This is a genomic window from Halobium salinum, from assembly GCF_026586625.1.
In the GTDB taxonomy this organism is placed as follows: Archaea; Halobacteriota; Halobacteria; order Halobacteriales; family Haloferacaceae; genus Halobium; species Halobium salinum.
Window position 1 is genome coordinate 576,514 of sequence record NZ_JAODIW010000008.1, and the last position, 24,180, is coordinate 600,693.

At 69.5% G+C, this 24,180-nt stretch carries 22 protein-coding genes and 1 pseudogene; 14 read left to right on the forward strand and 9 right to left on the reverse strand.

Going from position 1 to position 24,180, the window contains the following annotated elements:
• Positions 1-80 precede the first annotated feature (80 nt).
• Together N5095_RS15075 and N5095_RS22390 are read left to right on the forward strand one after the other, a co-directional pair.
• Positions 81-1,232 carry a DegT/DnrJ/EryC1/StrS family aminotransferase gene (locus N5095_RS15075; RefSeq protein ID WP_267623801.1) on the forward strand — a complete coding sequence of 384 codons (1,152 nt, stop codon included), beginning with the start codon at positions 81-83 and terminating at the stop codon, positions 1,230-1,232.
• Positions 1,229-2,281, forward strand: coding sequence for a Gfo/Idh/MocA family protein (locus N5095_RS22390; RefSeq protein WP_267623802.1), 1,053 nt, complete (start codon positions 1,229-1,231; stop codon positions 2,279-2,281). The genes N5095_RS15075 and N5095_RS22390 overlap by 4 nt, the downstream gene beginning before the upstream one ends.
• 30 nt (positions 2,282-2,311) lie before the next feature.
• On the opposite strand, the gene N5095_RS15085 is transcribed toward N5095_RS22390, so the two are convergent.
• Positions 2,312-3,115, reverse strand: coding sequence for a formyl transferase (locus N5095_RS15085; protein WP_267623803.1), 804 nt, complete (start codon positions 3,113-3,115; stop codon positions 2,312-2,314).
• Positions 3,116-3,160: 45 nt separating this feature from the next.
• Positions 3,161-4,339 (reverse strand): TrmB family transcriptional regulator, encoded by a 1,179-nt coding sequence (locus tag N5095_RS15090; RefSeq protein WP_267623804.1) that lies wholly within the window; start codon positions 4,337-4,339, stop codon positions 3,161-3,163.
• Positions 4,340-4,523: 184 nt separating this feature from the next.
• Here N5095_RS15090 and N5095_RS15095 point away from each other — a divergent pair, with 184 nt between their 5' ends.
• The gene (locus N5095_RS15095; RefSeq protein WP_267623805.1) at positions 4,524-6,806 is read left to right on the forward strand and encodes a DUF7997 domain-containing protein; all 2,283 of its coding nucleotides are present in this window, start codon (positions 4,524-4,526) and stop codon (positions 6,804-6,806) included.
• Positions 6,807-7,355: 549 nt separating this feature from the next.
• Here the strand turns inward: N5095_RS15095 and N5095_RS15100 are convergent.
• The gene (locus tag N5095_RS15100; protein WP_267623807.1) at positions 7,356-8,483 is read right to left on the reverse strand and encodes an ABC transporter ATP-binding protein; all 1,128 of its coding nucleotides are present in this window, start codon (positions 8,481-8,483) and stop codon (positions 7,356-7,358) included.
• A 170-nt stretch (positions 8,484-8,653) separates the two neighbouring features.
• Here N5095_RS15100 and N5095_RS15105 point away from each other — a divergent pair, with 170 nt between their 5' ends.
• The 3 genes from N5095_RS15105 to N5095_RS15115 are packed head-to-tail and all read left to right on the forward strand — an operon-like array spanning position 8,654 to position 12,091.
• Positions 8,654-9,970, forward strand: a complete 1,317-nt coding sequence (locus tag N5095_RS15105) for an extracellular solute-binding protein (RefSeq protein ID WP_267623808.1) — start codon at positions 8,654-8,656, stop codon at positions 9,968-9,970.
• 10 nt (positions 9,971-9,980) lie between these two features.
• Positions 9,981-10,946 (forward strand): carbohydrate ABC transporter permease, encoded by a 966-nt coding sequence (locus tag N5095_RS15110; protein WP_267623809.1) that lies wholly within the window; start codon positions 9,981-9,983, stop codon positions 10,944-10,946.
• Between the two features lie 53 nt (positions 10,947-10,999).
• Positions 11,000-12,091 (forward strand): sugar ABC transporter permease, encoded by a 1,092-nt coding sequence (locus tag N5095_RS15115; protein WP_303651701.1) that lies wholly within the window; start codon positions 11,000-11,002, stop codon positions 12,089-12,091.
• A 50-nt stretch (positions 12,092-12,141) separates the two neighbouring features.
• Here N5095_RS15115 and N5095_RS15120 read toward each other — a convergent pair whose 3' ends face one another.
• Entirely contained in the window at positions 12,142-13,026 is an 885-nt protein-coding gene (locus tag N5095_RS15120) for a DUF7351 domain-containing protein (protein WP_267623813.1), read from the reverse strand.
• 271 nt (positions 13,027-13,297) lie between these two features.
• Here N5095_RS15120 and N5095_RS15125 point away from each other — a divergent pair, with 271 nt between their 5' ends.
• From N5095_RS15125 to N5095_RS15140, 4 genes and pseudogenes are all read left to right on the forward strand, one after another.
• A complete protein-coding gene (locus tag N5095_RS15125) occupies positions 13,298-15,559 on the forward strand; it encodes an alpha-amylase family glycosyl hydrolase (protein ID WP_267623814.1) in 2,262 nt (753 codons plus the stop codon).
• 123 nt (positions 15,560-15,682) lie between these two features.
• A pseudogene (gene sp36, locus N5095_RS15130) lies at positions 15,683-15,874 on the forward strand (Sp36 family protein); the annotation flags it as partial.
• A gap of 111 nt (positions 15,875-15,985) precedes the next feature.
• Positions 15,986-16,999, forward strand: a complete 1,014-nt coding sequence (locus N5095_RS15135) for a DUF7972 family membrane protein (protein ID WP_267623816.1) — start codon at positions 15,986-15,988, stop codon at positions 16,997-16,999.
• 73 nt (positions 17,000-17,072) lie between these two features.
• The gene (locus N5095_RS15140; protein ID WP_267623817.1) at positions 17,073-17,243 is read left to right on the forward strand and encodes a zinc ribbon domain-containing protein; all 171 of its coding nucleotides are present in this window, start codon (positions 17,073-17,075) and stop codon (positions 17,241-17,243) included.
• A gap of 12 nt (positions 17,244-17,255) precedes the next feature.
• Here N5095_RS15140 and N5095_RS15145 read toward each other — a convergent pair whose 3' ends face one another.
• Positions 17,256-18,086, reverse strand: coding sequence for a DUF4397 domain-containing protein (locus N5095_RS15145; RefSeq protein ID WP_267623818.1), 831 nt, complete (start codon positions 18,084-18,086; stop codon positions 17,256-17,258).
• 284 nt (positions 18,087-18,370) lie between these two features.
• On the opposite strand from N5095_RS15145, the gene N5095_RS15150 reads away from it, so the two are divergent.
• On the forward strand, positions 18,371-18,961 hold the full coding sequence (locus tag N5095_RS15150; RefSeq protein WP_267623819.1) for a 50S ribosomal protein L15e: 591 nt from the start codon (positions 18,371-18,373) through the stop codon (positions 18,959-18,961).
• 523 nt (positions 18,962-19,484) lie between these two features.
• Positions 19,485-19,685, forward strand: coding sequence for a hypothetical protein (locus N5095_RS15155; protein ID WP_267623821.1), 201 nt, complete (start codon positions 19,485-19,487; stop codon positions 19,683-19,685).
• A 33-nt stretch (positions 19,686-19,718) separates the two neighbouring features.
• On the opposite strand, the gene N5095_RS15160 is transcribed toward N5095_RS15155, so the two are convergent.
• Positions 19,719-20,603, reverse strand: a complete 885-nt coding sequence (locus N5095_RS15160; RefSeq protein WP_267623822.1) for an ATP-grasp domain-containing protein — start codon at positions 20,601-20,603, stop codon at positions 19,719-19,721.
• 125 nt (positions 20,604-20,728) lie between these two features.
• On the reverse strand, positions 20,729-21,259 hold the full coding sequence (locus N5095_RS15165) for a 50S ribosomal protein L16 (protein ID WP_267623824.1): 531 nt from the start codon (positions 21,257-21,259) through the stop codon (positions 20,729-20,731).
• Positions 21,260-21,442: 183 nt separating this feature from the next.
• Here N5095_RS15165 and N5095_RS15170 point away from each other — a divergent pair, with 183 nt between their 5' ends.
• Positions 21,443-22,159, forward strand: a complete 717-nt coding sequence (locus N5095_RS15170) for a type 1 glutamine amidotransferase (RefSeq protein WP_267623825.1) — start codon at positions 21,443-21,445, stop codon at positions 22,157-22,159.
• Positions 22,160-22,259: 100 nt separating this feature from the next.
• On the forward strand, positions 22,260-22,505 hold the full coding sequence (locus N5095_RS15175) for a hypothetical protein (RefSeq protein ID WP_267623826.1): 246 nt from the start codon (positions 22,260-22,262) through the stop codon (positions 22,503-22,505).
• A gap of 122 nt (positions 22,506-22,627) precedes the next feature.
• Here the strand turns inward: N5095_RS15175 and N5095_RS15180 are convergent, their stop codons facing one another.
• On the reverse strand, positions 22,628-23,116 hold the full coding sequence (locus N5095_RS15180; RefSeq protein ID WP_267623827.1) for an ester cyclase: 489 nt from the start codon (positions 23,114-23,116) through the stop codon (positions 22,628-22,630).
• Positions 23,117-23,151: 35 nt separating this feature from the next.
• Complete coding sequence (gene nucS, locus N5095_RS15185) at positions 23,152-23,997, reverse strand: endonuclease NucS (protein ID WP_267623828.1); 846 nt, start codon at positions 23,995-23,997, stop codon at positions 23,152-23,154.
• Positions 23,998-24,180: the final 183 nt, after the last annotated feature.

A 24,180-nucleotide genomic window follows, 5' to 3' on the forward strand; every position in this document is an offset into this window, starting at 1 on the left:
GCCGGGTCGGCGGAGCCGTGGCCGAGGAACGATGGGCCGGTAAGCAAGACATAAACGCTTCGGATGAGAGCATCTTCAGGATGACCGAACCGGTGCCGTTCACGGACGTGTACGTCGACGACGACATCGTCGAACGCGTGGGAGACGTGCTCGAAGGGAAGCGCTGGGTCAAGGGCCCGGAGACCGAGGCGTTCGAAGACGAGTTCGCCGCCGAGTGCGGCGTCGACCACGCAGTCGGCGTCAACAGCGGGACCGCCGCGCTGTTGCTCGCGATGAAGGCCGTCGGCGTCGGCGAGGGCGACACCGTCCTCGTGCCGGCACACACCTTCTTCGCGACGGTGAGCCCCGCGCTCGAACTCGGCGCCGAACCGGTGTTCGTCGACGCCGACCCCGACACCTACGGGATGGACCCCGACGACCTCGCGCGGAAGGCCGAGGGCCGCGACGTGACGGCCGTCGTCCCCGTCCACCTTTACGGCCAGCCCACGGCGATGGGCGAGATTCGGGCCGTCGCCGACGAGCACGATGCCGCCGTCGTCGAGGACGCCTGCCAGGCGCACTTCGCGACGTACGACGGGGACGCCGCCGGCAGTCTCGGCGACGTGGGCTGTTTCTCCTTCTACCCCTCGAAGAACATGACCGTCGGCGGCGACGGCGGGATGCTCGTCACCGACGACGACGACCTCGCCGCGGCCGCCCGCGAACTCCGCAACCACGGCCGGAACCCGGAGGGCGAGCACGTCCGCCTCGGCCTGAACTGGCGCCTCGACGAGATCAAGGCCGCCGTCGGCCGCGAACAGTTGGGCCACATCCACGAGTGGAACGCGGGCCGACGCGAGGCCGCCGGGTGGTACGAAGCGCGCCTCGCCGACGTGGACGAGGTCGAGACGCCGGTCGTCCGCGACGACGCCGAACACGTCTACCACCTCTACGTCGTGCAGGTGCCCGACCGCGACGCGCTCCGTGAGAAGTTGGAGTCGAAGGACATCGGGACGGGTATTCACTACGCGACGCCGGCCCACCGCCACGAGGCCGTCGCGCCGTACGTCGACGAGGCGAACGCCGACGCCCCCGAGGCCGAACGGCTCGTCGACCGCATCCTCTCGCTCCCGATGCATCCGCGCATCACCGAGGCGGAGGTCGAGCGCGTCTGTGACGTCGTCGAGGCCCACTACGCGGACGCCGAAGGAACCGAACCGACGGAGCCGGTCCCGGACGGAGGCGAGCGGTGAAGTACGCCGTCGTCGGCGCCGGCTACTGGGGCGAGAACCACGTCCGCGTCGGTGCCGAACTGCGCGACGCCGGGGCGATAGACGAACTCGTCGTCTGCGACGTGGACGAGCGCCGGGCGGGCGAACTCGCGAGCACCTACGGCGCCGAACTGGAGACCGACCCCGGGGCGCTCCCCGACCGCGGCGTCGACGCCGCGACGGTGGCGACGCCGTCGACGACCCACCGCGAGGTGGCGACGGACCTGCTCTCGCGCGAGGTCGACCTGCTCGTCGAGAAGCCCCTCGCGCTCGACGCCGAGAACGCGTGGGCCATCGTCGACAGCGCGAACGAACACGACCGCGTGCTCGGCGTCGGGCACATCTTCAGACACCACCCGGCGCTCTGTGAACTGAAGCGACGCATCGACCGCGGCGAACTGGGCGATCTGAAGTACCTCAACACGAGTCGGTTCTCCTTCCGGGTGCCCCGCCAGACCACCGGCGCGCTCCACTCGCTCGCGGTCCACGACGTCGACGTGTTCGGCTGGCTGGTTGGTCACCGGCCGGCGCAGGTGTACTGCCAGCTCGACCGCATCATCCGCGACGACATCGACGAGACCGCGACGCTCCTCCTCGAGTACGACGGCGACGGCGGCGGCGACCACGTCGACCCGGAGGGCGTGACCGGCGTCATCAACTCCTCCTGGCAGGTGCCGACGTTCGGGAAGTCCCGGCACCTCTCGGTCGTCGGGAGCGAGCGGGCCGCCTACCTCGACTACCTCGAGCCGAGCAAACTCGAACTGTACGACGCCCGCGTCGTCACCGAACGCGACGGGGCGCTCCGCGCCCGCGACGAGGGCCACACCGTCCACGAGGTCGAGAACTACGAGCCGCTGAAGCGCGAGGTGGAGGACTTCCTGACCGCCGTCGCCGAACGCGGCACCCCCGTCGCCGACGGGCGCGTCGGCGCCAGGGCGGTCGAACTGCTGGACCGGGCGGTCGCCTCCAACAGGCGCGGCGAGGCGGTGCCGGTCGACGCGCGCGACGAGGCGGTCCCGCTGGACGACTGATACCGCCGGTCGGCTCCCGTCGCCGTTCGGCTACGGATTCGGCTCCTCGTACCCGCTCGTCGTGAGGTACACCGTCCGGCCGCCGAGTTCGGTGTGCGCCGGCTCGTGGGGCGGGAAGTCGAGCGAGCGGACCCTGTCGTACAGTTCGAGTTCCGCCTCGGGGTCGTCCTCGGCGGCCGCCAACTCGGCGGCGGGAATCAGCTTCTCGCCGTCGAGGCTGGCCTTGGAGTAGTAGTACCGTTCGCCGTCGAACTCGTCCTGTGGCGTCCCCATCCCGTGGACCGCTCCGGAGACGATGGCGGGCAGGAGCTCCTCGAACAGTTCGACGGAGACGGTCTCGGTGCGATCGTACAGCGTGCGGGCGGTGTCGGTCTCCCGGATGTCGAGGAACTTCCGGGCGACGATGTCGCCGGCGTCGACCTTCTCGACCATGAAGTGCATCGTGGTGCCGTACTGCCAGTGGTCGTCCGGTCGCGCGTTCCGGATGGCGTGGGTGAACATGTTCGCACCCCGATAGCGGGGGAGTTCGGCCTGGTGGAGGTTGAGCGCCCCCTCCGCGGGGTGGTCGAGCAGGTCGCCGTCGAGGACGTTCGGGTAGTGCACCGAGAGGAGCCAGTCCACCTCGACGTCGAGCAGGTCGCGTTCGTCCTCGACCGGGCGCACGTCCAAGCCGTGGTCGGTGGCGCGGTCCCACAGGGAGCCGTCCCACCAGCCGTCGTAGTCGGCGGGGTAGGTGACGACGAGGTCGACGGACACCTCCGGATGGTCGACGAGGCGGTCGAGACAGCGCTCGCCGAGCGGGTGGCTGCCGAAGAACGCGACGCTGGTTGGCATGTGGGGGTCGACGGGGGGCCGGAGCAAAACCGTTTGGAGCGGAGTTCAGTCGTCCGTCGCGTCCGTCGCGTCCGTCGCGTCCGTCGCGTCCGTCGCGTCCGTCGCGTCCGTCGCGTCCGTGGCGCCCGCGTCGTCCGCCTCGACCGCCGGGACGGCGAAGTCGGCGTCCGCGGCCCGGTCGAGCGTCACCTCGTCGGCCTCGAAGTCCTCGACGAACGCCCCTTTGCCGCCGACGGTGAAGCGGCCCTCGTCGGTCTCGACGACGAGCGCGTTCTCGACCGGGAAGTGGTTGTTGACCGGCTCGACGAGCCCCTGTCGCACCTCGACGACGCGGCCGTGGAGCGTCGAGGGCTCGCCGTCGCCGACGACGTGGCCGCGGACGGTCGCGACGAGGTCGCGGTCGGCCCGGAGACAGCGCGTCGCCTGGAAGACGGCGTGACGGAAGTCGCGGTAGGTTCCGGGGAGCGGGCGGGGGTCGGCGACGGCGACCTCCTCGGCGGTCGGCCAGTAGTTACCGAAGAAGGAGCCGACCATCACGGGGGCGAGTTGGGCTTGCGTGAAGGAGATGGCCTGTTTCCCGCTGTTGGAGCGGGCGACCATCGCCGTCGGCGCGAGCAGGCTCCGGGTCCGGTCGGCGGTAATCATCGTCGGCGTCGGCGCCCGCCACACCCTGACGACGCTCCCGAGTCCGGCCAGTTCGTCGGCTACGCCGCCCGCCTCGGGGTCGACGCCGGTGACGACGAGGAGAACGAGGACGCCGCGGTCGACGGCGGCTCGGAGCTCCTCGGCGACCTCGGGGAGCTGGGCGAACGGCAGGGAGAGGACGACCTCCTCCTCGGCCTCGGCGACGAGTTGGGAGGCCCGCTTCAGCACCGTCACTCGGGACTTGATGACCTCGAACTCCTCGGTCGGCTGGGGGGCCTGCGAGTACCGCGCCTCCAGGGCGGGCCGCATCCGCTCGACGCTCTCGGTCAGGGTGGCGATGACCTCCTCGGGCGGGTTGGCGCGGATGGTCGTCGGCACGACGTGGTCGTTGACGGAGACGAAGCCGCGCTCCTCCAGCTTCTCGCTGATACTGTAGACGTAGCGCTTCGAGACGCCGGCGTCCTCCGCGACCGTGCTGGCCTTCGCCTCGCCGTGCTCTAAGAGGACGAGGTAAGTGTCTACCTCCTTCTCCGAGAGGCCGAACTGTCGCAGCAGGTCGCCGAGCGCCGGGTCGTCCATACTCGCCTCCGAGTCGGCGGCCTCCACACTTAAATTCCCCCGTGTAGTGCGCGAGCGGGCGGTTCTCGACCGCCGACCGTCGCTCGGTCGTCCGGCCGTCGGTTCCCTCCGAGCGTCGTACCGTTGAAACTGTGAACGACGATTACACCAAAAGTTCTTAACGGCGGCTCGCATCCGCACGAGCATGCAACTGCGCGACGCCCTCGACGACGTGAAGCGGACGGAGGGCCACGAGACGCTGTTCCCGGGCGAGCGGCGGACGACCGCCGGGCTGTTCTCCGGGCTGACGGCGTCACGGGCCGACCGGTCCGCGGAGACGCGGCTGGTGCACGTGACCCCCGGCGGCGAGACCACGGACTTCGGCTACCCGCTCTCCGGGCTCCACGGGGTCGACCGCGCCCGGTTCGGGCTTCGGTTCGAGGGCGAACCGGCGGTCGAGAACGGGGTAAACAGCGGTTCCGACGACCGCGGTGCCGGCGGTGCTGACGCCGACGGTACTGGCGCCGACGACATCGACGCCGACGGGGGCCGCCGACGGGCCGGGGGCGACGCCGAGTCGGTCGTCTGGTTCGACGACTGCGAGACGGCCGAGCAGTCCTACCACGGCGACACTGCGCTGGTGGTCACCGAGCACGTCCTCCCCGACGACCGCGGGACGGCGACCCAGTACGACCTGACGCTCGGGGACGCCCACGTCACCCACGTCGCGGTCGACCTCTCGGCGAGAGTCGACGCCGACGCCGAGGTCGAACTCGTCGCGTTCTACGGCTTCTCGCCGGACGGTCGGGACACACGTATCGGTCAGCTCACCCACGAGTCGGGGGTCGAACTGTTCCACACCGACGAGCACGACTTCGTCGGGAGCGCCACCGGGTTCGCAGAGGCCGAGGGTCGCGTCCCGACGAAGTTCGCGGAGCTGCTCGACCCCGAGCCGGTCGACCTCCCGCGCGGGGTCGACACCGACCGCTACGAGGAGGGGAAGCTGAGCGGCAACCTCGTCTGTCGCATCCCCCTGACGGACGACGGCGCCTCGGTCGCGACGCTCCTCACCGACGCGACGGAGACCCCTCGTGACGCCGCGCTCGCCCGGCTCGCCGACCTGACGGCGGAGTACGACGACGCGGCGTCGCTCGCGGCGGCCGCCGAGGCACAGGTCGAGACGGACGGGGCGGGCCCACGACCCGAGACCGCCGCGGCCGACCTCCGGGTGCTGGCCCTGCTGTCGGCCGCGACCGGGCTTCGCATCGCCGGTCCCGACTTCGACCCCTACTACGCTCACTCGGGGGGCTACGGCTACACCTGGTTCCGCGACGACGCGGAGATATCCCTCTTCCTGCTCCAGGCCGACCGGCGCTTCGACCTCGGGCTGGCGGACTGGCACGTCCGGAGCGCCCAGTCGTACTGCGATGCCCAGCGGGAGGACGGCTCCTGGCCTCACCGCGTCTGGCCGTTCGCCAACCGGCTCGCGCCGGGGTGGGCGAACGGGCGCCTGGAAGCCGGCCCCGACACCGACTATCAGGCCGACCAGACCGCGAGCGTCGTCACCTTCCTCGCCGAGGCGCTGGACGGCGACGACACGCTCCGAGGGACCGACGCCGAGGCGGACGTTCGGCGGACCCTCGCGGCCGCCCTGGACGGGTTGGACGAGACGCTCGCCGACGACGGCCTCCCGGTCCCCTGTCAGAACGCCTGGGAGGACGCGACCGGGCGGTTCTCCCACACGACGGCGACGTTCCTCGAGGCGTACGCGACGGCCGCCGATGCGACCGGCGCGCTCGACGACGACCGCCTCGCCTCGGCCGCCGAGAACGCGACTCGGGTGTACGACGCGCTCGACGACCTGTGGGTCGAGGAACGCGGCGCCTACGCGTTCCGTCTCGTGAGCGAGGCCGAACTCGACGCCGAGGGCGACGTGGTGTTCGAGGCCGGCGACGTGGACGACACCCTCGACTCGGCGTCGCTCGCGCTCGCCGCCGCCCACCGCGAGTACGACGCGGTCCACGGCGTCGACGACGAGCGCCTCGACCGCCTCGTCTCGCACGTCGAGTCGGTGTTCGACGCGCTGTACCGCGACCCCGACGGGAGCCCGGTCGAGGGGCTGGCGCGTTACGAGGGCGACCCGTGGCGCCAGCGCTCGCAGGACGAGCCGAAGGTGTGGACCGTCTCGACGGCGTGGGGCGCCAACGCCGCGGCCCACCTCGCCGCCCTGCTCGACGACCACGACGACCCCCGCGCCGAGGCGTTTACCGAGCGCGCCCGCGACCTGCTCGCGCTAGTCATGCCCGACGGCCCGCTGTCGACCGCCGGCGGCTACCTCCCCGAGCAGTTCTTCGACGACGGAACGGCCGACAGCGCGACGCCGCTCGGCTGGCCGCACGCGCTCCGACTCGCGACGGTCGCGCTGTTGGACGAGCGTGAGATGCTGGAGGAGGAAGAGCGGGTAGTGGCGAAGGCGGGAGACGATTAGCCCGGAGCGACCGCACGGGAGCGCGTCGTATCGCGCTCCGACGCGCCGTCGCGGAGGTGCGACTGAGCGCCACGACGACCGACGGCTCGTGGGAACGAGAGTGTACGACCATCGTAGATTGCCTCTCTTCGCCTCCAGTTCGGTCGGAACACCACCGTTCGTCGGCCGCTTCTCACGGAATCGGAGCGAACGTCACACATATGTATCGACCGGGTCCTACCCCCGGCCGCCCGACGCCGAGTCGCCTGTCTGAGGCACCGCCGGATGCCTCCGGCATTCGGTCCCGTGTCGGTAGACGACGACTCACTCGGCGCGCGGGCGGTTTCACGGTCGTGAGCGGCGGCACCGTCCCGGCCGCGACCCCCGGCGTCGTCGCGGTCAGTCGGGACTCGGGCTCGTCGACGAGCGACAGGGATAGAGAGTGAAGAACGAAGCGTGTCGAGAAACAGCGCGAATGAGCGACGGGAGACCACGCTCGCACGTCCCGTCCCCGACCGCTCGCTCGGCGGCCGTCCCGCGACGGGTGTCGGCTCTGAGCCGTGTCGGCGTCTACGCGGTCGGTGCCTCGGCGCGCCGCTCGAGTGTGAGCGACTCGCCGGAGGTCGCATCGAAGACGTGGACGTCCGAGGCGTCGAAGGTGACGTGAACGCGGTCGCCCACGTCCGGCTCGATGTCGGAGTCGACGCGGGCGATGAAGTCATCGGCCACGTCGAGGTGGAGGTAGTTGTCGGCGCCGACCGGTTCGACGACCTCGACGGTCGTCTCGACGGTGTCCTCGCCCGGTGCGTCGGCGACGTAGACGTCCTCGGGGCGGATGCCGAGGGTGACCGCGTCGCGACCGGAGACGGCACCGGTCAGGCGCTCGTCGGTCGTCGTGTAGTCGAAACGACCGGACTCGTCGGCGAACGTCGCGCTCGAACGGGTGGCCTCGACGCCGGTCTCGACGAAGTTCATCGACGGGGAGCCGACGAAGCCGCCGACGAAGGCGTTCGCGGGGTTGCGGTACACCTCCGTCGGGGCGCCGGTCTGCTGGAGTTGCCCGTCTTTCAGGATGACGATGCGGTCGCCCATCGTCATGGCCTCCTCCTGGTCGTGGGTGACGTAGATGGCGGTGGTGCCGATTTCCTCCTGCAGGCGCTGAATCTCGGTGCGCATCGTGGTTCGGAGCTTCGCGTCCAGATTCGACAGCGGCTCGTCGAAGAGGAACACGTCGGGTTCGCGGACGATGGCGCGGCCGAGCGCGACGCGCTGTTTCTGCCCGCCGGAGAGCTCGCCGGGTTTCTGGTCGAGCAGGTCCTCGATGCCCATCATCTCGGCGGTCTCGCGGACGCGCTCGTGGCGCCGCTCCTTCGAGAGGTCCGTCGACATCCGGAGGCCGAACCCCATGTTCTGTTGGACCGTCTTGTGGGGGTACAGCGCGTAGTTCTGGAACACCATCGCCACGTCGCGCTTCCGGGCGTGGACGCCCGTCACGTCCTCCTCGCCGATGTAGATGTGTCCCGAGGTGGGCTGTTCGAGGCCCGCAATCATCCGGAGCGTCGTCGACTTCCCGCAGCCGGACGGGCCGACGACGGTGACGAACTCGCCGTCGCCGACGTCGAGCGACACGTCGTCGACGGCGACGATCTGCCCGCTGTCGAACTCCTTTCTGAGGGTATCGAGCGTGACGGTCGCCATTGATACTGTGAGTTACCGTCCCACGGTTTAATTCTTCCCCTCTTCTTCGAACGTGTGAAGTGGTGTTTCGTATCACTTTTTGCCGGCGACGACGCGGCCGAGAGTCACGAAGGACCGTGTAGAATCCGAAGGTTTAAGTTGTGAACTACTTATTCAACACATATTCATCCATGACAATGGAACGCAGGTCGGTACTCAAGAAGCTCGGCGTCGCGGGTGCGTTCGGCGGACTCGCGGGCTGTGTCGGTGTACAGGAGCAGGGCGAGTCGGGCGGTAGCTCGGAGGGCGGCTCCGGCTCCTCGGGGTCGGCCGGCAACGGCTCCGGCTCGGGCAACGAGTCCGGTTCCGGTTCCTCGGAGGAGTCGGGTCCGGCCGGGGAGGCGCTCGCGTGGTACGCGCTCCCGGACACGGAGCTCCCCGCCCGGAAGGAGACTCTCGAGCAGTTCAACGACAACTCCAAGCACACCATCGAGGGTGCGGACATCTCGGACATGCGCAAGAAGACGACGAGCGCCATCCCCGCCGGCCAGGGACCCGAGACGTTCGAGTGGGCACACGACCTCGCTGGCGACTACCTCGACCGTGGGTTCATCGTCGGCCAGGGAGACCAGCTGAGCGTCAGCATGGACACCTTCACCGACGCCGCCGCACAGGCCTCCCAGTACGACGACAAGACGATCGGCCTCCCGCACGCTGCGGAGACCGTCGCGCTCGTCTACAACAAGGAGTACGTCGACGAGGCGCCCGAGACGGTCGCCGACATGAAGAAGACGATGGAGGAGGTCCACGACCCCGGTAACAACATGTACGGGATGGGGATGCCGTACGCGGACCCGTACTTCCTCAGCGCCTGGGCGCACGCCTTCGGCGGCTACTACTTCGACCGCTCGAAGGACGAGGAACTCGGCGTCGGCAAGTCCGAGACGGTGAAAGGCATCCAGTTCACGGTGGACAACTTCGTCCCCTACATGCCGAACGACCCCGCCTACGAGCCGCAGGCGTCCGCGTTCGCCGAGGGCAACGCCGCGTTCGCCATCAACGGCCCGTGGTACCTCAGCACGCTCAACGAGAAGGGCGTCGACTACGGTATCGCGAAGCTCCCGAAGCCGGAGGGTGGCGATCCTCAGCCGTTCACGGGCATCTCGCTGTGGTACTTCTCGAAGGCGATGGGCGAGGGCGGCGCCAACGCGGCGGCCGCGCGCTCGTTCATCGAGTGGTTCGTCACCAACGAGGACCTGGCGCTGCAGGCCGCAGAGGAGACCGGGAGCATTCCGGTCCTCGAGAGCCTCGCCGGGAGCGACGACCTCCCCGAGAACGTCAGAGGCTTCTCCGAGGCCGTCCAGCAGGGGCGCCCGATGCCCGCCGACCCGAAGATGAACAAGGTGTGGGACCCGGTGAAGGCCGCGCTCACGAAGGCGTTCAACGGCAAGGACGTGCAGCAGGCGATGGAGACGGCCGCGAAGGAAATCCGCAGCAACTGGGAGTAAGGCTCCACCAATGAGTACTGCTTCACGCGTCGCCGGTCGGGTCGAGGAGATTCCCTTCCTCGACAAGCGGGACGCGTCGCTCCTCCTCGTGCTGCCGGGGCTGTTCGTGTTCTCGGCGTTCATGCTGTTCCCGGTGCTGTACCTGGTAGCGATTTCGTTCACCAACGCCGCACCGTCGAACCTGTTCGCCGGGGAGGGCGCGCTGTCGGTCCTGCTGCTCGGGGAGGCGGAGTTCGTCGGCCTGGAGAACTACGCCGACGTGCTCACCGACCCGCTGTTCTGGAACTCCTTCGGGGTCACGTGGCTGTTCGTCGCCACGAGCGTGGCGCTGAAGATCGCACTGAGCCTCGGCATCGCCCTCGTCGTCACGGGCAAACGGGTGCGGGGCAAGCGCTTCATGCGCTCGCTCATCATCCTGCCGATGGGGCTGCCCGCCATCTTCACCATCACCGTGTGGCGCGGCATCTTCAGTTCGGCGCAGTTCGGGCTCGCGAACCAGATTCTGAGTTCGCTCGGCCTCGGAACCGTCGCCTGGCTGAGCGACCGCTGGATGGCCTTCCTCGCGTACAACGTGACGGAGGCGTGGCTCGCGTACCCGTTCATGGTCATCATCACCGTGAGCGCCCTGCAGGACGTACCGAAGGAACTGCACGAGGCGGCGATGGTCGACGGCGCCGGCTACGCCTCCCGGTTTCTCCACGTGACGCTCCCGTCCATCAAGCGTCCCGTGCTGTTCGCGTCCATCCTCACCGCCGCGGCGTCGTTCCAGCAGTTCCTCATCCCGTACGTGTTCAACGACGGGGGACCGGCGCGGCAGAACGAACTCATCGTCGTGTACGGCTACCGCGAGGCGCTGGCGTTCTCCGAGTACGGTCGCGGGGCCGCCATCTCGCTCATCGCGGTGCTGTTCATCGGCGCGTTCATGTGGCTGAACGTCAAGCGCGGGAAGCTCGCCGACGGGGTGAGCGACTCGTGAGCCTCCTCGACGGCATCGCCCGGAAGCTGAAGGAGGACACGCGCAACGTCGCGATGACGCCGGTCGAGGCCGGGCGCGAAGCGGCCTACACCGTCCGGCAGGTCCAGCGCGGCGAGCTGTCGCCGACGAAGCCTCTGAAGTCCGCGGGTGCGACCGTCGGCGCGCTGCTGCTCGTGATGGCGCTGCTCTTTCCCATCTACTGGATTCTCATCGCCGCGCTGTCGGGAACCGGCGGCTCCATCTACTCCTCGGGCGGGCTGTCGCTGATTCCACAGCGCCCGTCGCTTGTCCCGTTCCTCTGGGTCGTCGGCGACCTCATCGTCCCGGCGTACGCGATCAGCCTGAACATCCCCTTCAGCGGCCTCGCAGTCGTGTTCAACACGCCCGAAATCGTGTTCCTCGACGTGAGCGCGCTGCGGGAGGGGACCGTCGGCCGAGTCGCGCTCGGTGGCGTCGAACTCTTCCCCGGATTCTCGGTCGAACCCGTCGAGAACGCCTCGGCGTTCAAGGGATTCCTCTGGAACAGCCTCACCGTCGCCATCCCGACGGTCATCATCTCGATGAGTCTCGTCGTGCCGGCCTCGTACGCGCTGTCGCGCCGGAAGTTCATCCTCCGCCGGAAGGTGCTGTTCCTCTACGTCCTGCTGACGCAGGTCGGCGGCGGTCTCGGCGTCGCGCTGCTCATCGGGCTGTACGCCGTCTACGTCCAACTCGGCATCAACGACAGCAAGCTGGCGCTCTCGGTGTACTACGCGGCGACCGCCGTGCCGTTCAACACGTGGCTGCTGAAGACGTACATGGACGGCATCCCCGTCTCCTACGAGGAGGCGGCCGTCATCGACGGCGCGCCGCCGTGGCGGGTCGTCTGGGAGGTCATCATCCCCCTGTCGGCCGCGGGGCTGGCGACGGTGTTCATCTTCACCTTCCTGACGGGGTGGACGGAGTTCGTCGTCGCACAGACGCTACTCGGCACTGACAACTACACCCTGCCCGTGGGGCTGTTCTCGCTCATCACCGAGTACTCCATCCCGTGGGCGCGGTTCTCGGCGTTCGCGTTGACGTTCGCGACGCCCATCATGCTCGTCTACCTGTTCGCCCAGCGGTACATCGAGGGCGGCCTCTCCTTCAGCGGGATGGAAGGGTAGTCGGGACCTACGGCTCCGTTTCTTTCGGCTCAGTCGGTCGGGAGCGACCGCTATCGCCGCCTCACCCGCGCCGTCTCGACGACCGACCCCGCCTCGTCGACGGTCACGCGGAGCGTCTCGTCGTCCCGAGCGATAGGGACGACGACGCGGAACGGCTTCTCGGAGGCGACCGCCACGTCGCCGTCGTCGATACAGAACTCGAACTCCCAGAACGGTCGGTCGTCGACCGACTCCCCGTGGTCCGCGAGAAAGGCGACGACCGCGGGGTCGGCGAGCAGACGGAGGCCGACCGCCGTCGCCACCTCGGCGCCGCAGTCCCGACACCGGCTCACCGCCGGGAAGTGGAGGTGGTGGTCGGAGCCGCGTTCGACGCGCGTCTCGGTTCGGCCGCTGCAGGCGGGACAGACGCCACGGTGGGCGAGCGTGAAGTCCCGCCACAGCCGCTTCCCGTAGGCTTCGAAGAGGGCCTCGACGTCCCGTCCACGTCGGGCGCGGGGTGGGAGGTAGCCGTAGTGGACGAGCGTCGAGCAGTCGATACAGGCGACCTCGACGTTCTCTTCGGCGTAGCGAGCCCGGAGCCGAGCACCACAGCTCGGGCAGTCGGCGTCGAGGTCGAGCGTGACCGGCTCCGGCGGCTCCCCGAATCGTTCGTCGGTGACGAGATCGACCGCCTTCGCCCCCGCCGCACGGAGGCGGTACCCCCCGTCGGTTTTGGCGACGAACCGGCCGAGCAACCGGTCGAGGTGGTAGTTGAATCGGCCGCTGTCCTCGAACCCCGCCGCCGACTGGAGGTCGGCGAAGCGTCGCGTCCGCCCGTTCCGGAGCGCGAGGAGGATGGCGATGCGGTCGGCGTCCGCGAGCGACCCCATGGCGTCGGCGGCCGACTCCCGGTCGACGTCGGCAGTCTCGGCTTCGTCCCCCGTCACACCGTCCATAGGGGGAGGAGGCGGAGCGGACTGAAGAACACTTCACCTCCCGGTCGAGCCGTGGCGAGCAGGCGACACTCCGCGTGGACGCGAGAGGGCGTGTCGCACAGCCGCCTCGACCGCTCCCGCGCCGTTCTCAGCGCACGTCGGCGGTGGTCCCGGCCTCGGGTATGAAGCTTCGCGTGGGACGTGGCGAGTCCGACGCCGCGAATCGGCGCGCCCGAGAGCAGAAGATTCCTTCAGAACAGGTTTATCGGGCGTCCGAACGCCCGGACGAGTGATGCACCATCCCGGGCCCCCGCGGTTCACGAGCGTCGGCGAGTCGGTCGAGTTGGCACCACGGAACCCCGACCGTATCTGCGACGACGGCGGCGCAGAGGGAGGCGTCGAGGACCAAGACGACGCCCCGGTCGGCGCGGGCGACGGCTCGTTCCGGTGGCGACTCGCCGACCGCCCCGTCGACAGCGACGCCGCGGTCGACCCCGGACAGGGCAGTGGCGCCGTATCGCACCTCACTCCCGACGAGCCGGGCGTCTACGTCGCCGAACTGGAGGCTCCCGAGGGCGTCCACGAACAGGTCGTCCGCGCGTTCCCGGACGTGCGCCACGAGGCGACGTTCCGCGTCGCCGACGAGGACGTGGAGGGCGACGTGAGCGACGCCGACCGCGTCTCCGTGCTCGGCGCGTTCAACGACTTCACGATGGGCACCCACCGCGCCCGACGAGAGAACGGCGCGTGGGTGCTCGACGCCTCACTCCCGCCAGGCGACCACGACGCCATCTTCGCTTTCGACGACTCGTTCGACCCCTACGCCCGTGCCGAGGTGACGGTGGAGGGGCCGGAACGGCCCCGAGTCCGGCTGGACGCTCGCCGGGCGGGCGACGACCGAGAGGACGACGAGGTCGTCGTGACCGCGACCGCGCGGGCGGCACCCGACGGCGACGAAGCCCCCCGCGTCGAGTTCCACCTCGACGGCCGAGACGGCCTCTCGTGGGACGACGTGACCGTCGACGGCGACGAACTGCGGTTTCCGGGCTCCTCAATGGCGGACGGCGGCGTCGCCCGAATCCACGCCGTGCCCGTGGCCGAACGTCACGGCATCGCCGACACGCTCTCGCTCACCGTCGACGGCGAGGACGGCGGCGGGACGCTCGGCGTCGACCGCCCCGCCGACGCGCCCGGCTGGGTCCGCGACGCGACCATCTACCAGATATTCGTCCGCGAGTTCGCCGGCGAGACCGTCGACACGACGTTCCGGGAGATAGCGCGCCGCGTCGAGTACGTCGCCTCCCTCGGCGTCGACACGGTGTGGCTCACGCCCGTCGTCGCCTCGCCGACCCGCCACGGCTACCACGCCACCGACCTGTTCGACACCGCCGCCGACCTCGGCACGCGCGCGGAGTTCGAGTCGATGGTCGAGCGGTTCCACGAGTTCGACATCAGAGTCGTCTTCGACCTCGTCGTCAACCACACCTCCCGGGACCACCCCGCCTTCCAGCTGCACCGCGCGGGCGTCCCCGGCTACGAGGACCACTACGAGCGCGTCCCGGTCGAGGAGAACGCGACCGACGTCGACTGGGCCGGCGACGACGCCCCCGGCGTCTACTTCAACTGGACGCAGATTCCGAACCTGAACTACGACTCCCTCGCGGTCCGGCGCTGGATGCTCGACGTAATCGACGAGTGGGCGCCCGTCGTCGACGGGTTCCGCTGCGACGTGGCGTGGGGCGTCCCCCACGGCTTCTGGAAGGAGGTTCGCGAGCGCCTGAAGGCCGCGAGTCCGGAGTTCCTCCTGCTCGACGAGACCGTTCCCCGGCGGGTGGGGTTCCGCGAGAACGAGTTCGACCTCCACTACGACACGGACCTCTACTACGCCCTCCGGGACGTGGGCACCGGTGACGCGCCGGCGACGGCGCTGCTCGACGCGCTCGGCGCATCGGCACAGCGAGGGTACCCCGACGAGGCGGTCCACATGCGCTACGTCGAGAACCACGACGAGGAACGCTACGCCACAGAGTGCGACGAGGGGACCCTGCGGCCCGCGGCGGCCGCGACGTTCACTCTCCCCGGCGCGCCGCTGATTTACTACGGCCAGGAGCGCGGCGTCCCCGAGCAACGCGGGACGATGCGCTGGCACGACGGCGACGCCGCGCTGACCGACTACCACCGTCGGCTCGTCGCGCTCCGCACCGAGGAGCCTGCCCTGCGCGCCGACGGCGTCGAACCGGTCGGCGTCGAGGTCGTCGAAGGAGGAGCCGATGGCGACGGAGTCGGCGCCGGCGGAGCCGGGACCGACCCCGCGACCGACCGAGTCGTCGCCTACGAGCGTTCCGGTGCGGGCGAGTCGGCGTCGGTCGACGCGGTGACCGACCCGCTGGTCGTCGTCCTGCACTTCGACTCGGGGTCGGTGACGGTACGCCTCGACTACGCGGTCGACACGACGGACCTGCTGACGGGGACGGACGTGGCGGCGGGGGACGACGGGGCCCTCCGCGTCGAGGACGCCGTCGTCCTCCGCGGGCGACCGTCGACCGGGAACTGACCGGCGCGGGGCCGACCGGTGCGATTCGCCCGTGCCGACCGGAACGGCCCTCGTGCGACCACTCGGCTGGCCTGCAGAAATCTGGCCGGCAGGTAATTACCGAGTCCGGTCGGAGGTGTGTCAATGACCGAGCGACAGCGCTGGGAGTACGAGACGCTCCAGCCCTCGAAGGGGCCGACCCACAAGGAGTTGGAGGACCCGAAGCCGGAGCTGAACGAGCTCGGCGACGAGGGGTGGGAGTTGGTCGACACCGTGGAGTACGTCGGCGGCGGGACGAAGTTCCTGATTCTGAAGCGGCCGGCGTCCGGCGGCGACCACGGGAGCGCCGAGAGCCGCGGAAGCGATGACGGCGACGAGAACGATAGCGACGACGAGACCGGCGAGGGGACGGGAAGCGGTGAGCGGCGATGAACGGGACGAGCAGCGATGAGTAGCGAGGACATCAGCACCGCGGACACGATGCGCGAGCGGACCGACGAGAGCCGCATCAAACTCTGGATTCTGCTACAGGCTTCGCGCATCTACATGAGTCTCGCGCTCGCCGTCGTCCTCTTCGTCGTGTTCGTGCTCGCCGGGACGTTCATGGACCCGCCGTTCGCCGTCCTCGTCAGGGGGAGCGACACAATCGAGACGGCGTTCTCCTCGATGCTCGGCGCGGTCATCACCGCGGTCACGCTCGTCGTCTCCGTCAGCCAGTTGGTCATCTCCCAGGAGAACGGCCCGCTGGGCGACCAGCACCAGCGCATGAGCGACGCGATGGACTTCCGCTCGTTCACCGAGGAGATCATCGGACAGGAGCCGCCGGCGGACCCCTCACACTTCCTCAGAGTGTTCGTCGACGAGAGCGAGCGCCGGGCGAAGGCGCTCCAGCGGCTGGTCGAGGAGACCGACGACGAGGAGTTCAAACGGGAGGTGGACACGCTCGTCGACAGCCTCCACGGGAACGGAGAGGCCGTCCGCGACCAACTGGAGGGGTCGACGTTCGGCACCTTCGAGGTGGTGTTCGCCGCGCTCAACTACAACTACTCCTCGAAAATCTACCACGTCGAGCGGATGCGACACGAGTACGAGGACACCGTCGACGACGGGATGTCGGCCGCGATGTCGGACCTCCGGACCGCCCTCTCCATGTTCGGTCCCGCCCGCGAGCACGTCAAGACCCTCTACTTCCAGTGGAGTCTGATGGACCTCTCGCAGGTCATCCTCTACGCGGCCGTACCGGCGCTCATCGTCGCCGGCGCGATGCTCGGGTTCGTCGGTCCGAACTCCTTCCAGGGGAGCCTGCTCGGGGTCAACACCATCCTCTGGGTGTTCGCGGCCGCCTTCACCGTCACCGCCTTTCCCTTCCTCGCGTTCATCGTCTACATCGTCCGCATCGCGACGGTGGCGAAGCGTACGCTCGCCATCGACCCGCTCATCCTCCGGGACTCACAGCGCTGAGTCGGACTCCCGATTTCGGGTTCCACGTTCACACGGCCCAATCCGTTTTGACGTCCGGGTCCGACACGTCCCCATGTCGATTCTCCAGCGGCTCAGGTCGATGCTCACCCCGGACACAGACCGAGGAGTCAAGTTCGAGTGTTCGGCGTGTGGCGAGACGTTCGAGTCCGACCACGCGACCTGCCCGAACTGTGGTTCGGACAACGTGGTCGAGCGGGAGAGCTTCGAGATGCGGCCCGAGTGACGCCGGCGACGGTCACCGCCCCGGTGGGGCGTAGGTGTCGCTGACGGCGACGACGGGTGTGAGTGCGGTCTCGGCCGTCCCGACAGCCGCGCGGCCGTCCCTCCCCCCGTCCGTCCGGTTTCTCTCTACTCCTTCGCGAGCGACGCTGCCGGCTACGAACACCGTCGTTGTCGAGTCGGCGGCGAGCGCGACGCGGAGTGTCCGGCGGGTCGGATCGTCGCCGACGCCTCTCGGCGTCGAGAGGACGAGCTCGTGGGTCCCCGGTCGGCAGTCGCGGTGACCCGCGGCGGCACCGTAGCCGAGGCCGGTCGCCAGGTCGGCGCCGTCGGCGAGCCACGCGTCGAGCGTCGGCGCCTCGGGGGCGACGTTGACGACGCGAACTCGGGCGGTGTCGGGGTGGAGCACGCCGAGCTTGTCGCGGAGCAGGCGCACCCGGAGGTCGGCGTCGGCGGCAGCGCCGAAGACGACCAGCGTGTACGGGACCGCACCGAGCCGGAGCGACCGGCGGGCGAGGCGCCGTCCGCTCCCGTCGTCGGCGACCGTCACGTCGTACGTGCCGGTGGGGACGACGAGCGGGTCGACGACGTTCGTGGGGACGCCCTCGGCGTCGAACCGGAAGCCGAGTTCGCCGGTGACGGTCCCCGCCGGAAGCCGGAACGACGGTATCGGCGACGTGGACGGGGCGTCGGCGTCGTAGTCCGTCTTCGTCGGCGTCAGAGTGACCCGCAGGTCGTCGACGCCGGTGGCGAGGTGTGTGACGCGGAGTTTGGCGGCGCCCCGGCGGTCGAGGACGCGACGCTCCGTGGGTGGGGTGCGGGAGTGGAGGCGGACGCCGGTGTTCACGGGTGAGTGGAGGCGTGGAACGGGCATAAGCCCCGAACCGTACTGGTATGGTAGTCGGTCGGAGCGGGCGAAGCGGTGGTCGGCCCCGGGTCGCCGTCGGCCGTGTGAACCCGCCACAGAGCCGCAGCCATCCGAAGTGCTTAACCGGCGGAGCGGGGAACGTTCGACAACTCGCTGGACGACGGGCCGCCAGTGGGCACCCGGTTCGCCGGGACGAAATGTGGTTTCGGCCGACCCGTGTGGGTCGACCGGAGCTGAATCGCAAGCGCCCGAAGGCACATACAATGGCACGAAGCTTCTACTCCCACATCCGGGACGCGTGGAAGGACCCGGACGAGGGCAAGCTCGCGGAACTGCAGTGGCAGCGAAAGCAGGAGTGGCGCCGCCAGGGCGCCATCGAGCGCATCGAGCGCCCGACCCGCCTCGACAAGGCGCGCTCGCTCGGCTACAAAGCGAAGCAGGGCGTCGTCCTGACGCGCGTCGCCGTGCGCAAGGGGACCGCCCGCAAGCAGCGCCACAAGGCCGGCCGCCGGACGAAGCGCCAGGGCGTCAACCGCATCTCGCGGCGCAAGTCCATCCAGCGCATCGCCGAGGAGCGCGTCTCCCGAAAGTACCCCAACCTGCGCGTGCTCGCCTCCTACTGGGTCGGCGAGGACGGCTCGCAGAAGTGGTTCGAGACGATTCTCCTCGACCCCGAGCACCCCGCGATTCAGAACGACGACGACCTCGGCTGGATCTGTGACGACTCCCACAAGGGTCGCGCGTTCCGCGGCCTGACGAACGCCGGGAAGGACAACCGCGGCCTCACCACGCGCGGGAAGGGCGCCGAGCACACCCGCCCGAGCGTGAACAAGGGCTCCCACCGCGGGACGTAGGCGGTCGCTACTCGCGGTTCGGTCGGTTCGGATTTTCTTTTGTGTGGTCGATTCGGTGGGGAGCGGTCGCTATTCTGTGGCGAGTCAGTCTCGTTTGTTGTCTCGGTGTCGTCCGGAAGCCCCCGCACGCTCGGCGGTTCTGTCTCGCTGCGCTCCTCACCTCGCTACGCTCGGCTGCGGTGCTTGTGTCGGCAGAACCGCCGACCGCACGGCCCCTTCCGAAGTCCCGCCCACCGCAACCACACCCTCCCCAGCCGACTGCGATGCTCGGCCTTCGGCCTGTGCTTCTCCCCCCTCGCACGACGCACCGCGGACGGAGCCGCGGTGGCGCGCGCCGTGAGGCCTCTCGTGGTCGAACGGCGTCGTGCGAGGGATGACTGAGCGAGCGACCAGAGGGAGCGAGTGAGGGAATCGGCTGGGGAGGGTGTGGCTGTCGTGCTGTGGGTGGGACCCCTCTCGGGAGGACGTGTACGCCCCGACCAGAGCCGGTGTCGTTTTGTGAGACACCGGACGATACGACGACGTGAACCGGTACTATTCGGCGTACCTCCTCCTCTCGGCGGGTTTCGGCGCGGTCATCCTCGTCTTCGAGGGGGGCTGGACCAACCCGCTGATGCTCGTCAGCGCGTTCGTCACCGGGATGCTGTTCGCTACACTCTCCGGAATCGCGCTCAACGTCGCGCTGAGGTTCCGAACGGGGGTGCGTGAGGGAAGGAGCGAGTAGGGCTGTTCGACCCGACGGAGATACGACGGCAACTCACTCCGAATCGGCCGTCTCCCGAATCAACCCCGCCAGCCTGTCGAAGAACCCGTCGTCGTACTTCGTCGCCGAATCGACGGTCGGCCGGGCGTTCGTCTCGTTCACGACCAACCGTCCGTCGGTCTCCAGCAAGTCGACCCCGAGATAGCGTATCCCGAGCACCGCGGCCGTCCGCTCGGCCAGTTCCCGGTGCGCCGACGGCAAGTCCACCCCCGTCGCCTCGGCCCCGCGATGCACGTTGTGCTTCCACTTGCCTGCCGCGCGGTCCTCGTCAGAGAGCCGCCGTTCTACCCCGCCCACGCACTCGCCGTCGACGACCATCGCCCGGTAGTCGCGGGCGTCGGGGAGGTACTCCTGCAGGAGATAGGAGCGGTCGCCGGTCGCCTTGTAGTCGTGGACGAGGTCGAGGTAGTCGGTCACCCCGAGCGCGGAGTCCACGTCGCCGACGCGGACGACGCCGATTCCCCGCGTCGTGGAGTTGGGCTTGACGACGACGTCGGTGTCGCCGTCCGCGCCGAACGCCGCAACCGCCTCCGCGACCGCCGACTCACCTACCGGGTTCGAGACGAGCGTCGTCCGCGGCGTCGGAACGCCGGCCCGGGAGAGCGCCGCGACGACCCCCGCCTTGTTGCGCGATGTGAGAATCGCCTCGCGGTCGTTCACCCACGGCACGTCGAGCAGCGCGTCAACGACGCCGCCCTCCATCGGGCGGGTCGGGTAGACGAAGCCGGCGTCGAACCCGTCGAACTCGTCGCCGGGCGCGGAGAGGTCGAGCGTGCGCTCCTTGGCGCGGACGTGGTCGACCCGGATGTCGCGCTCGGCGAGGGGGTCGCGCAAGCGCTCGAACGTCTCCTCACGGGTGGCGACCGCGAGCCTGAGCATGGGCTACGTGCGGAGCGTCGGGAGAAAAACCGGGGGGTTCTGGAACGCGCGTGTCGTCTTGCGAAACGAGCAGTTCCCCGCCCTTCTCGGCGAGAAGCGCGACGAACGGTGCCCGTTCACCCCGTCTACGAGACGAGCAGTTCCTCGCCCTTCTCGACGTCGATGCGGCAGGGCGGGGAAATCTTGTTGTAGGCGCGGCGGAAGGCGTCCTTCACGATGGGCGCGTCCTCGGGCTTGCAGTAGGCCGTGAAGACGGCGTCGCCCTTCTTCACGCGGGCGGCGGTGCCGACCGGCTTCCCGAACGCCTGGCGCATCCCGTCGGAGACACGGTCCGCACCCGCACCGGTCGCCTGCTTGTTCTCGCGCAGGACGTGGTGGGGGAACTTCCGGAGCACCATCTTGTAGTTCGGCTGGCCGACCTCCTTCAGGAGACGGCGGTTCGCCGACAGGCGCGAGGCTTCGAGCGCGCCGTGGCGAATCTGGCAGTCCTCCTCCAGGCGGAGGGTGATGTGGACCGGGTAGTCGTCCGGGTCCGACTGCAGGTTGCCCATGTTGTGCTGTGCGATCTTCGAACCCGGGATACCCGTGATGTACTCACGCCGCGTGTACGGCTGGGTGTCGATCTCCCGGTACATGGAGGCCGGTTTGTCTGACATGGTTACTTGTCTCGAAAGTGCCGCCCCGCGCCGAATAAAGCCTTCGATGCCGATTCGGCGTCGTCGGGTGTGACGCCGTGACGAACCGGATTTCGGCGTGTCGACCGCACCGGCCGCCGGAGCCGGCGGCGACGCCACGGCGACCGGCGCGTTACTTGTATCGGGGCGTCCAATCGCCGGGCGATGCTGCTCGTCGTCGACAACGAGGTCGACCCCGCCTACGACTACCTGCCGGCCGCGCTCCGGGCGATGCTCCCGGCGCACGGGGTTCGGCGGGTCGGCCGACGGGGTACCGACGCAGTCGACGACGACACGGACGGCGACGACACGGTCGACGCCGGGACCGGCCTCGACGATATCGTCGTTGGCGACCTCGACGCCGTCGTGCTCACCGGGAGCACCGCCGGCGTCTACGATGCGGACGACCACCCGTGGATGGCCGAGGAGCGCCGCTTCGTCCGTCGACTCGTCGACGCCGGCGTGCCGACGCTCGGCGTCTGCTTCGGCCACCAACTCGTGAACGACGCCCTCGGCGGAACCGTCGAACACCGCGGACTCACCGCCGAACTCGTCGCGGTCGACTTCACCGACGACCCGCTGTTCGACGGCGTGGCCGCCACGGTTCCGATGGTCCACGGCGACCACGTCGTCGACCCCGGCGAAGCGATGGAGTCGGTCGCCAGCGCCGACTACTATCCGCATCTCGCGACACGCCACCGCGACGCGCCGGTGTGGACGGTGCAGTACCACCCGGAGTTCGGCGCCGACCTCCGGGAGCGCGTCGCCGCCGACTTCGAGTGGCACGAGACGGGGCGCTCGTTCGCGGACGCGACTCACGACCGGACGGTACGGAACTTCCTGCGGCTCGCCGGGGCGAGACACCTGGACCGGGACGGCTGACGCCGGCCGATACACTCACGCCGGTGCCCGGTGCGACGATTCGGAGGGCGATTCCACGGCCCGGCAGACCTTTACCGTGAGGTGAACGTTCGACGGCTGCATGAACCTCAGAGACGCGCTCCTGACCGGGATGCTGTATCTGAGCCTCCTCGCGGCCGTTTCGTTCGGGCTGACCGCGGTGTGGTACCTCTACCGGACGGCCATCGGCGACCCGGTCCCGGTCGTCGTGCTCTTTTACTGCCTCGCCGTGAGCCTCGGCTCCCTGTTCGTCGCGGCGATGGTTCGGACGGCCGTCGGCCGGCCGGTGTACCCGAGCACGGACTACGTCCCGAAGCTCTGGAAGTAGCAGTCGCGGACCACGGCGGAGCATGGCGAAGCGAGGGGACCGAAGCCGGCGTCCAGCGTCGCGACGACGACGGCGATTCGGAGCGGCAGTAGTCGGAACGGCGGTAGTCGGAGCGCTCCCCGTCAGAGCCGCGCGCGAACCGCACGGAACGCGAGGCGAGGGAGCGTGACCAGCGCCGCCGGGAACGCGAGTCCGAGTTGGCGCCGGAGCTCCGCGGTGTCGAAGAACGCCCGGTCCTCGACGATGCGACCGTCGGCGTACCGGACGACGGCCGTTCCCTCGATTTCGACCCACCGTCCGGTCGGCGGGAGCGGGCCCAACGGGCCGTCCTGTCTCCCGGACGCGGTGTAGTGAGTCAGCACGCGGTCCCCGTCGCCGACGACGGCGTGTTGTTCGAGGTGGAAGTCGGGAAACGCCGTCAGCGTGTCGCGGACGTACGCCGCGTAGCCTTCGACTCCCCGTATCGGCGTCGGGTAGGACGGGTCCTCGACGACGCAGTCCTCCGCGAAGAACTCGGGAATCGCCTCGACGTTTCTGCCGTTCCACACCTCGGCGACGAGCCGTCGCTGCGTGTCGACGTTCGTTAGGACGGTCCGGTCGGTGGTGCTCATCCCGCTCGAATAGGCGCCGAGCGGACCTAAGCGTGTCAGTCGTCCGACTCGGCCGAGGAGGGTGACGGGTCGGACGACTCCCCCGAGTCGGACGAACTGTCCGACTCCGCCGACTCCGCCGACTCCTCCGACACCGGCGGCGCCATCGCCACGAACTCCAGCCCGTCGTGTTCGAGCATCGCCCGCGCTCGGTCGGTGACGGAGGGTGCGACGAGCAACCCTCGTACGCTCCGGTCGTCGGCGCGCTCTCGGCTCACGGCCTCGACGTAGCGTTTCAACTGGCCGACGGCGTCCGGGCCGACGCGCTTTCGTTTCAGCTCGACGACCACCGGGGTTCCCTCGGCGTCCTCGCCGTACACGTCGATGGGGCCGGCGGCGCTCTCGCGCTCGGTCGCGAGCGGGGTGAAGCCGGCTTCGACGAGGTCCGGCCGCTCCAGCACGCGGCGCTTGAGGTCGGCTTCGCTCCCGGTGACCTCCAGACTGCGCCCGCCCGTGACGGGAAGTCCGGAGAACTGGTGGACGCGCTCGAAGCGCACGTCCAGCCGCTCGTCGGGGTTCTCACGAGTCGACCGCACTCGCAGTCTGCCGTCGCGGACGGCCGCGCGGTGTTCGCTCCCGGGCGGCTGCCAGTTGACGGGCGACTGGTTCTCGTCCGTGTGGACCAGCGCCGACCCGTCCGGTTTGAGGATGAGCAGTCGGTCGCCGGGACCGAGGCTGCTCGCCGCCCGGCCCTCGTACTCGACCGTACAGCGTCCGAAGACGGTGACGAGCGCTCCCTCCCCGAACGCCTCCTCCAGCGCCCACAGCGTCTCGCGGTGGGTCGGGGCGTGGAGCGTGGTCGGGCCGGGCGTCGGCGGGTCGGCGTCGGTTCCGCGGTCCATTCGAGTGCCCGAAGTTGGGTGCGAACGGATAAAAACGGCGCGGCGGTGGAGTCAGGGTCGAAGTCCGGCCCGAGTCGGCGCGGCCTACCCGGTTCGAGGGAGAACCCGCCGGGCCAGGGTCGGCCGCGAAGCGCCGCCGTCGAGCGCTGTAGACGGCGACACGCGCCCCGAGACGCGTTCGGA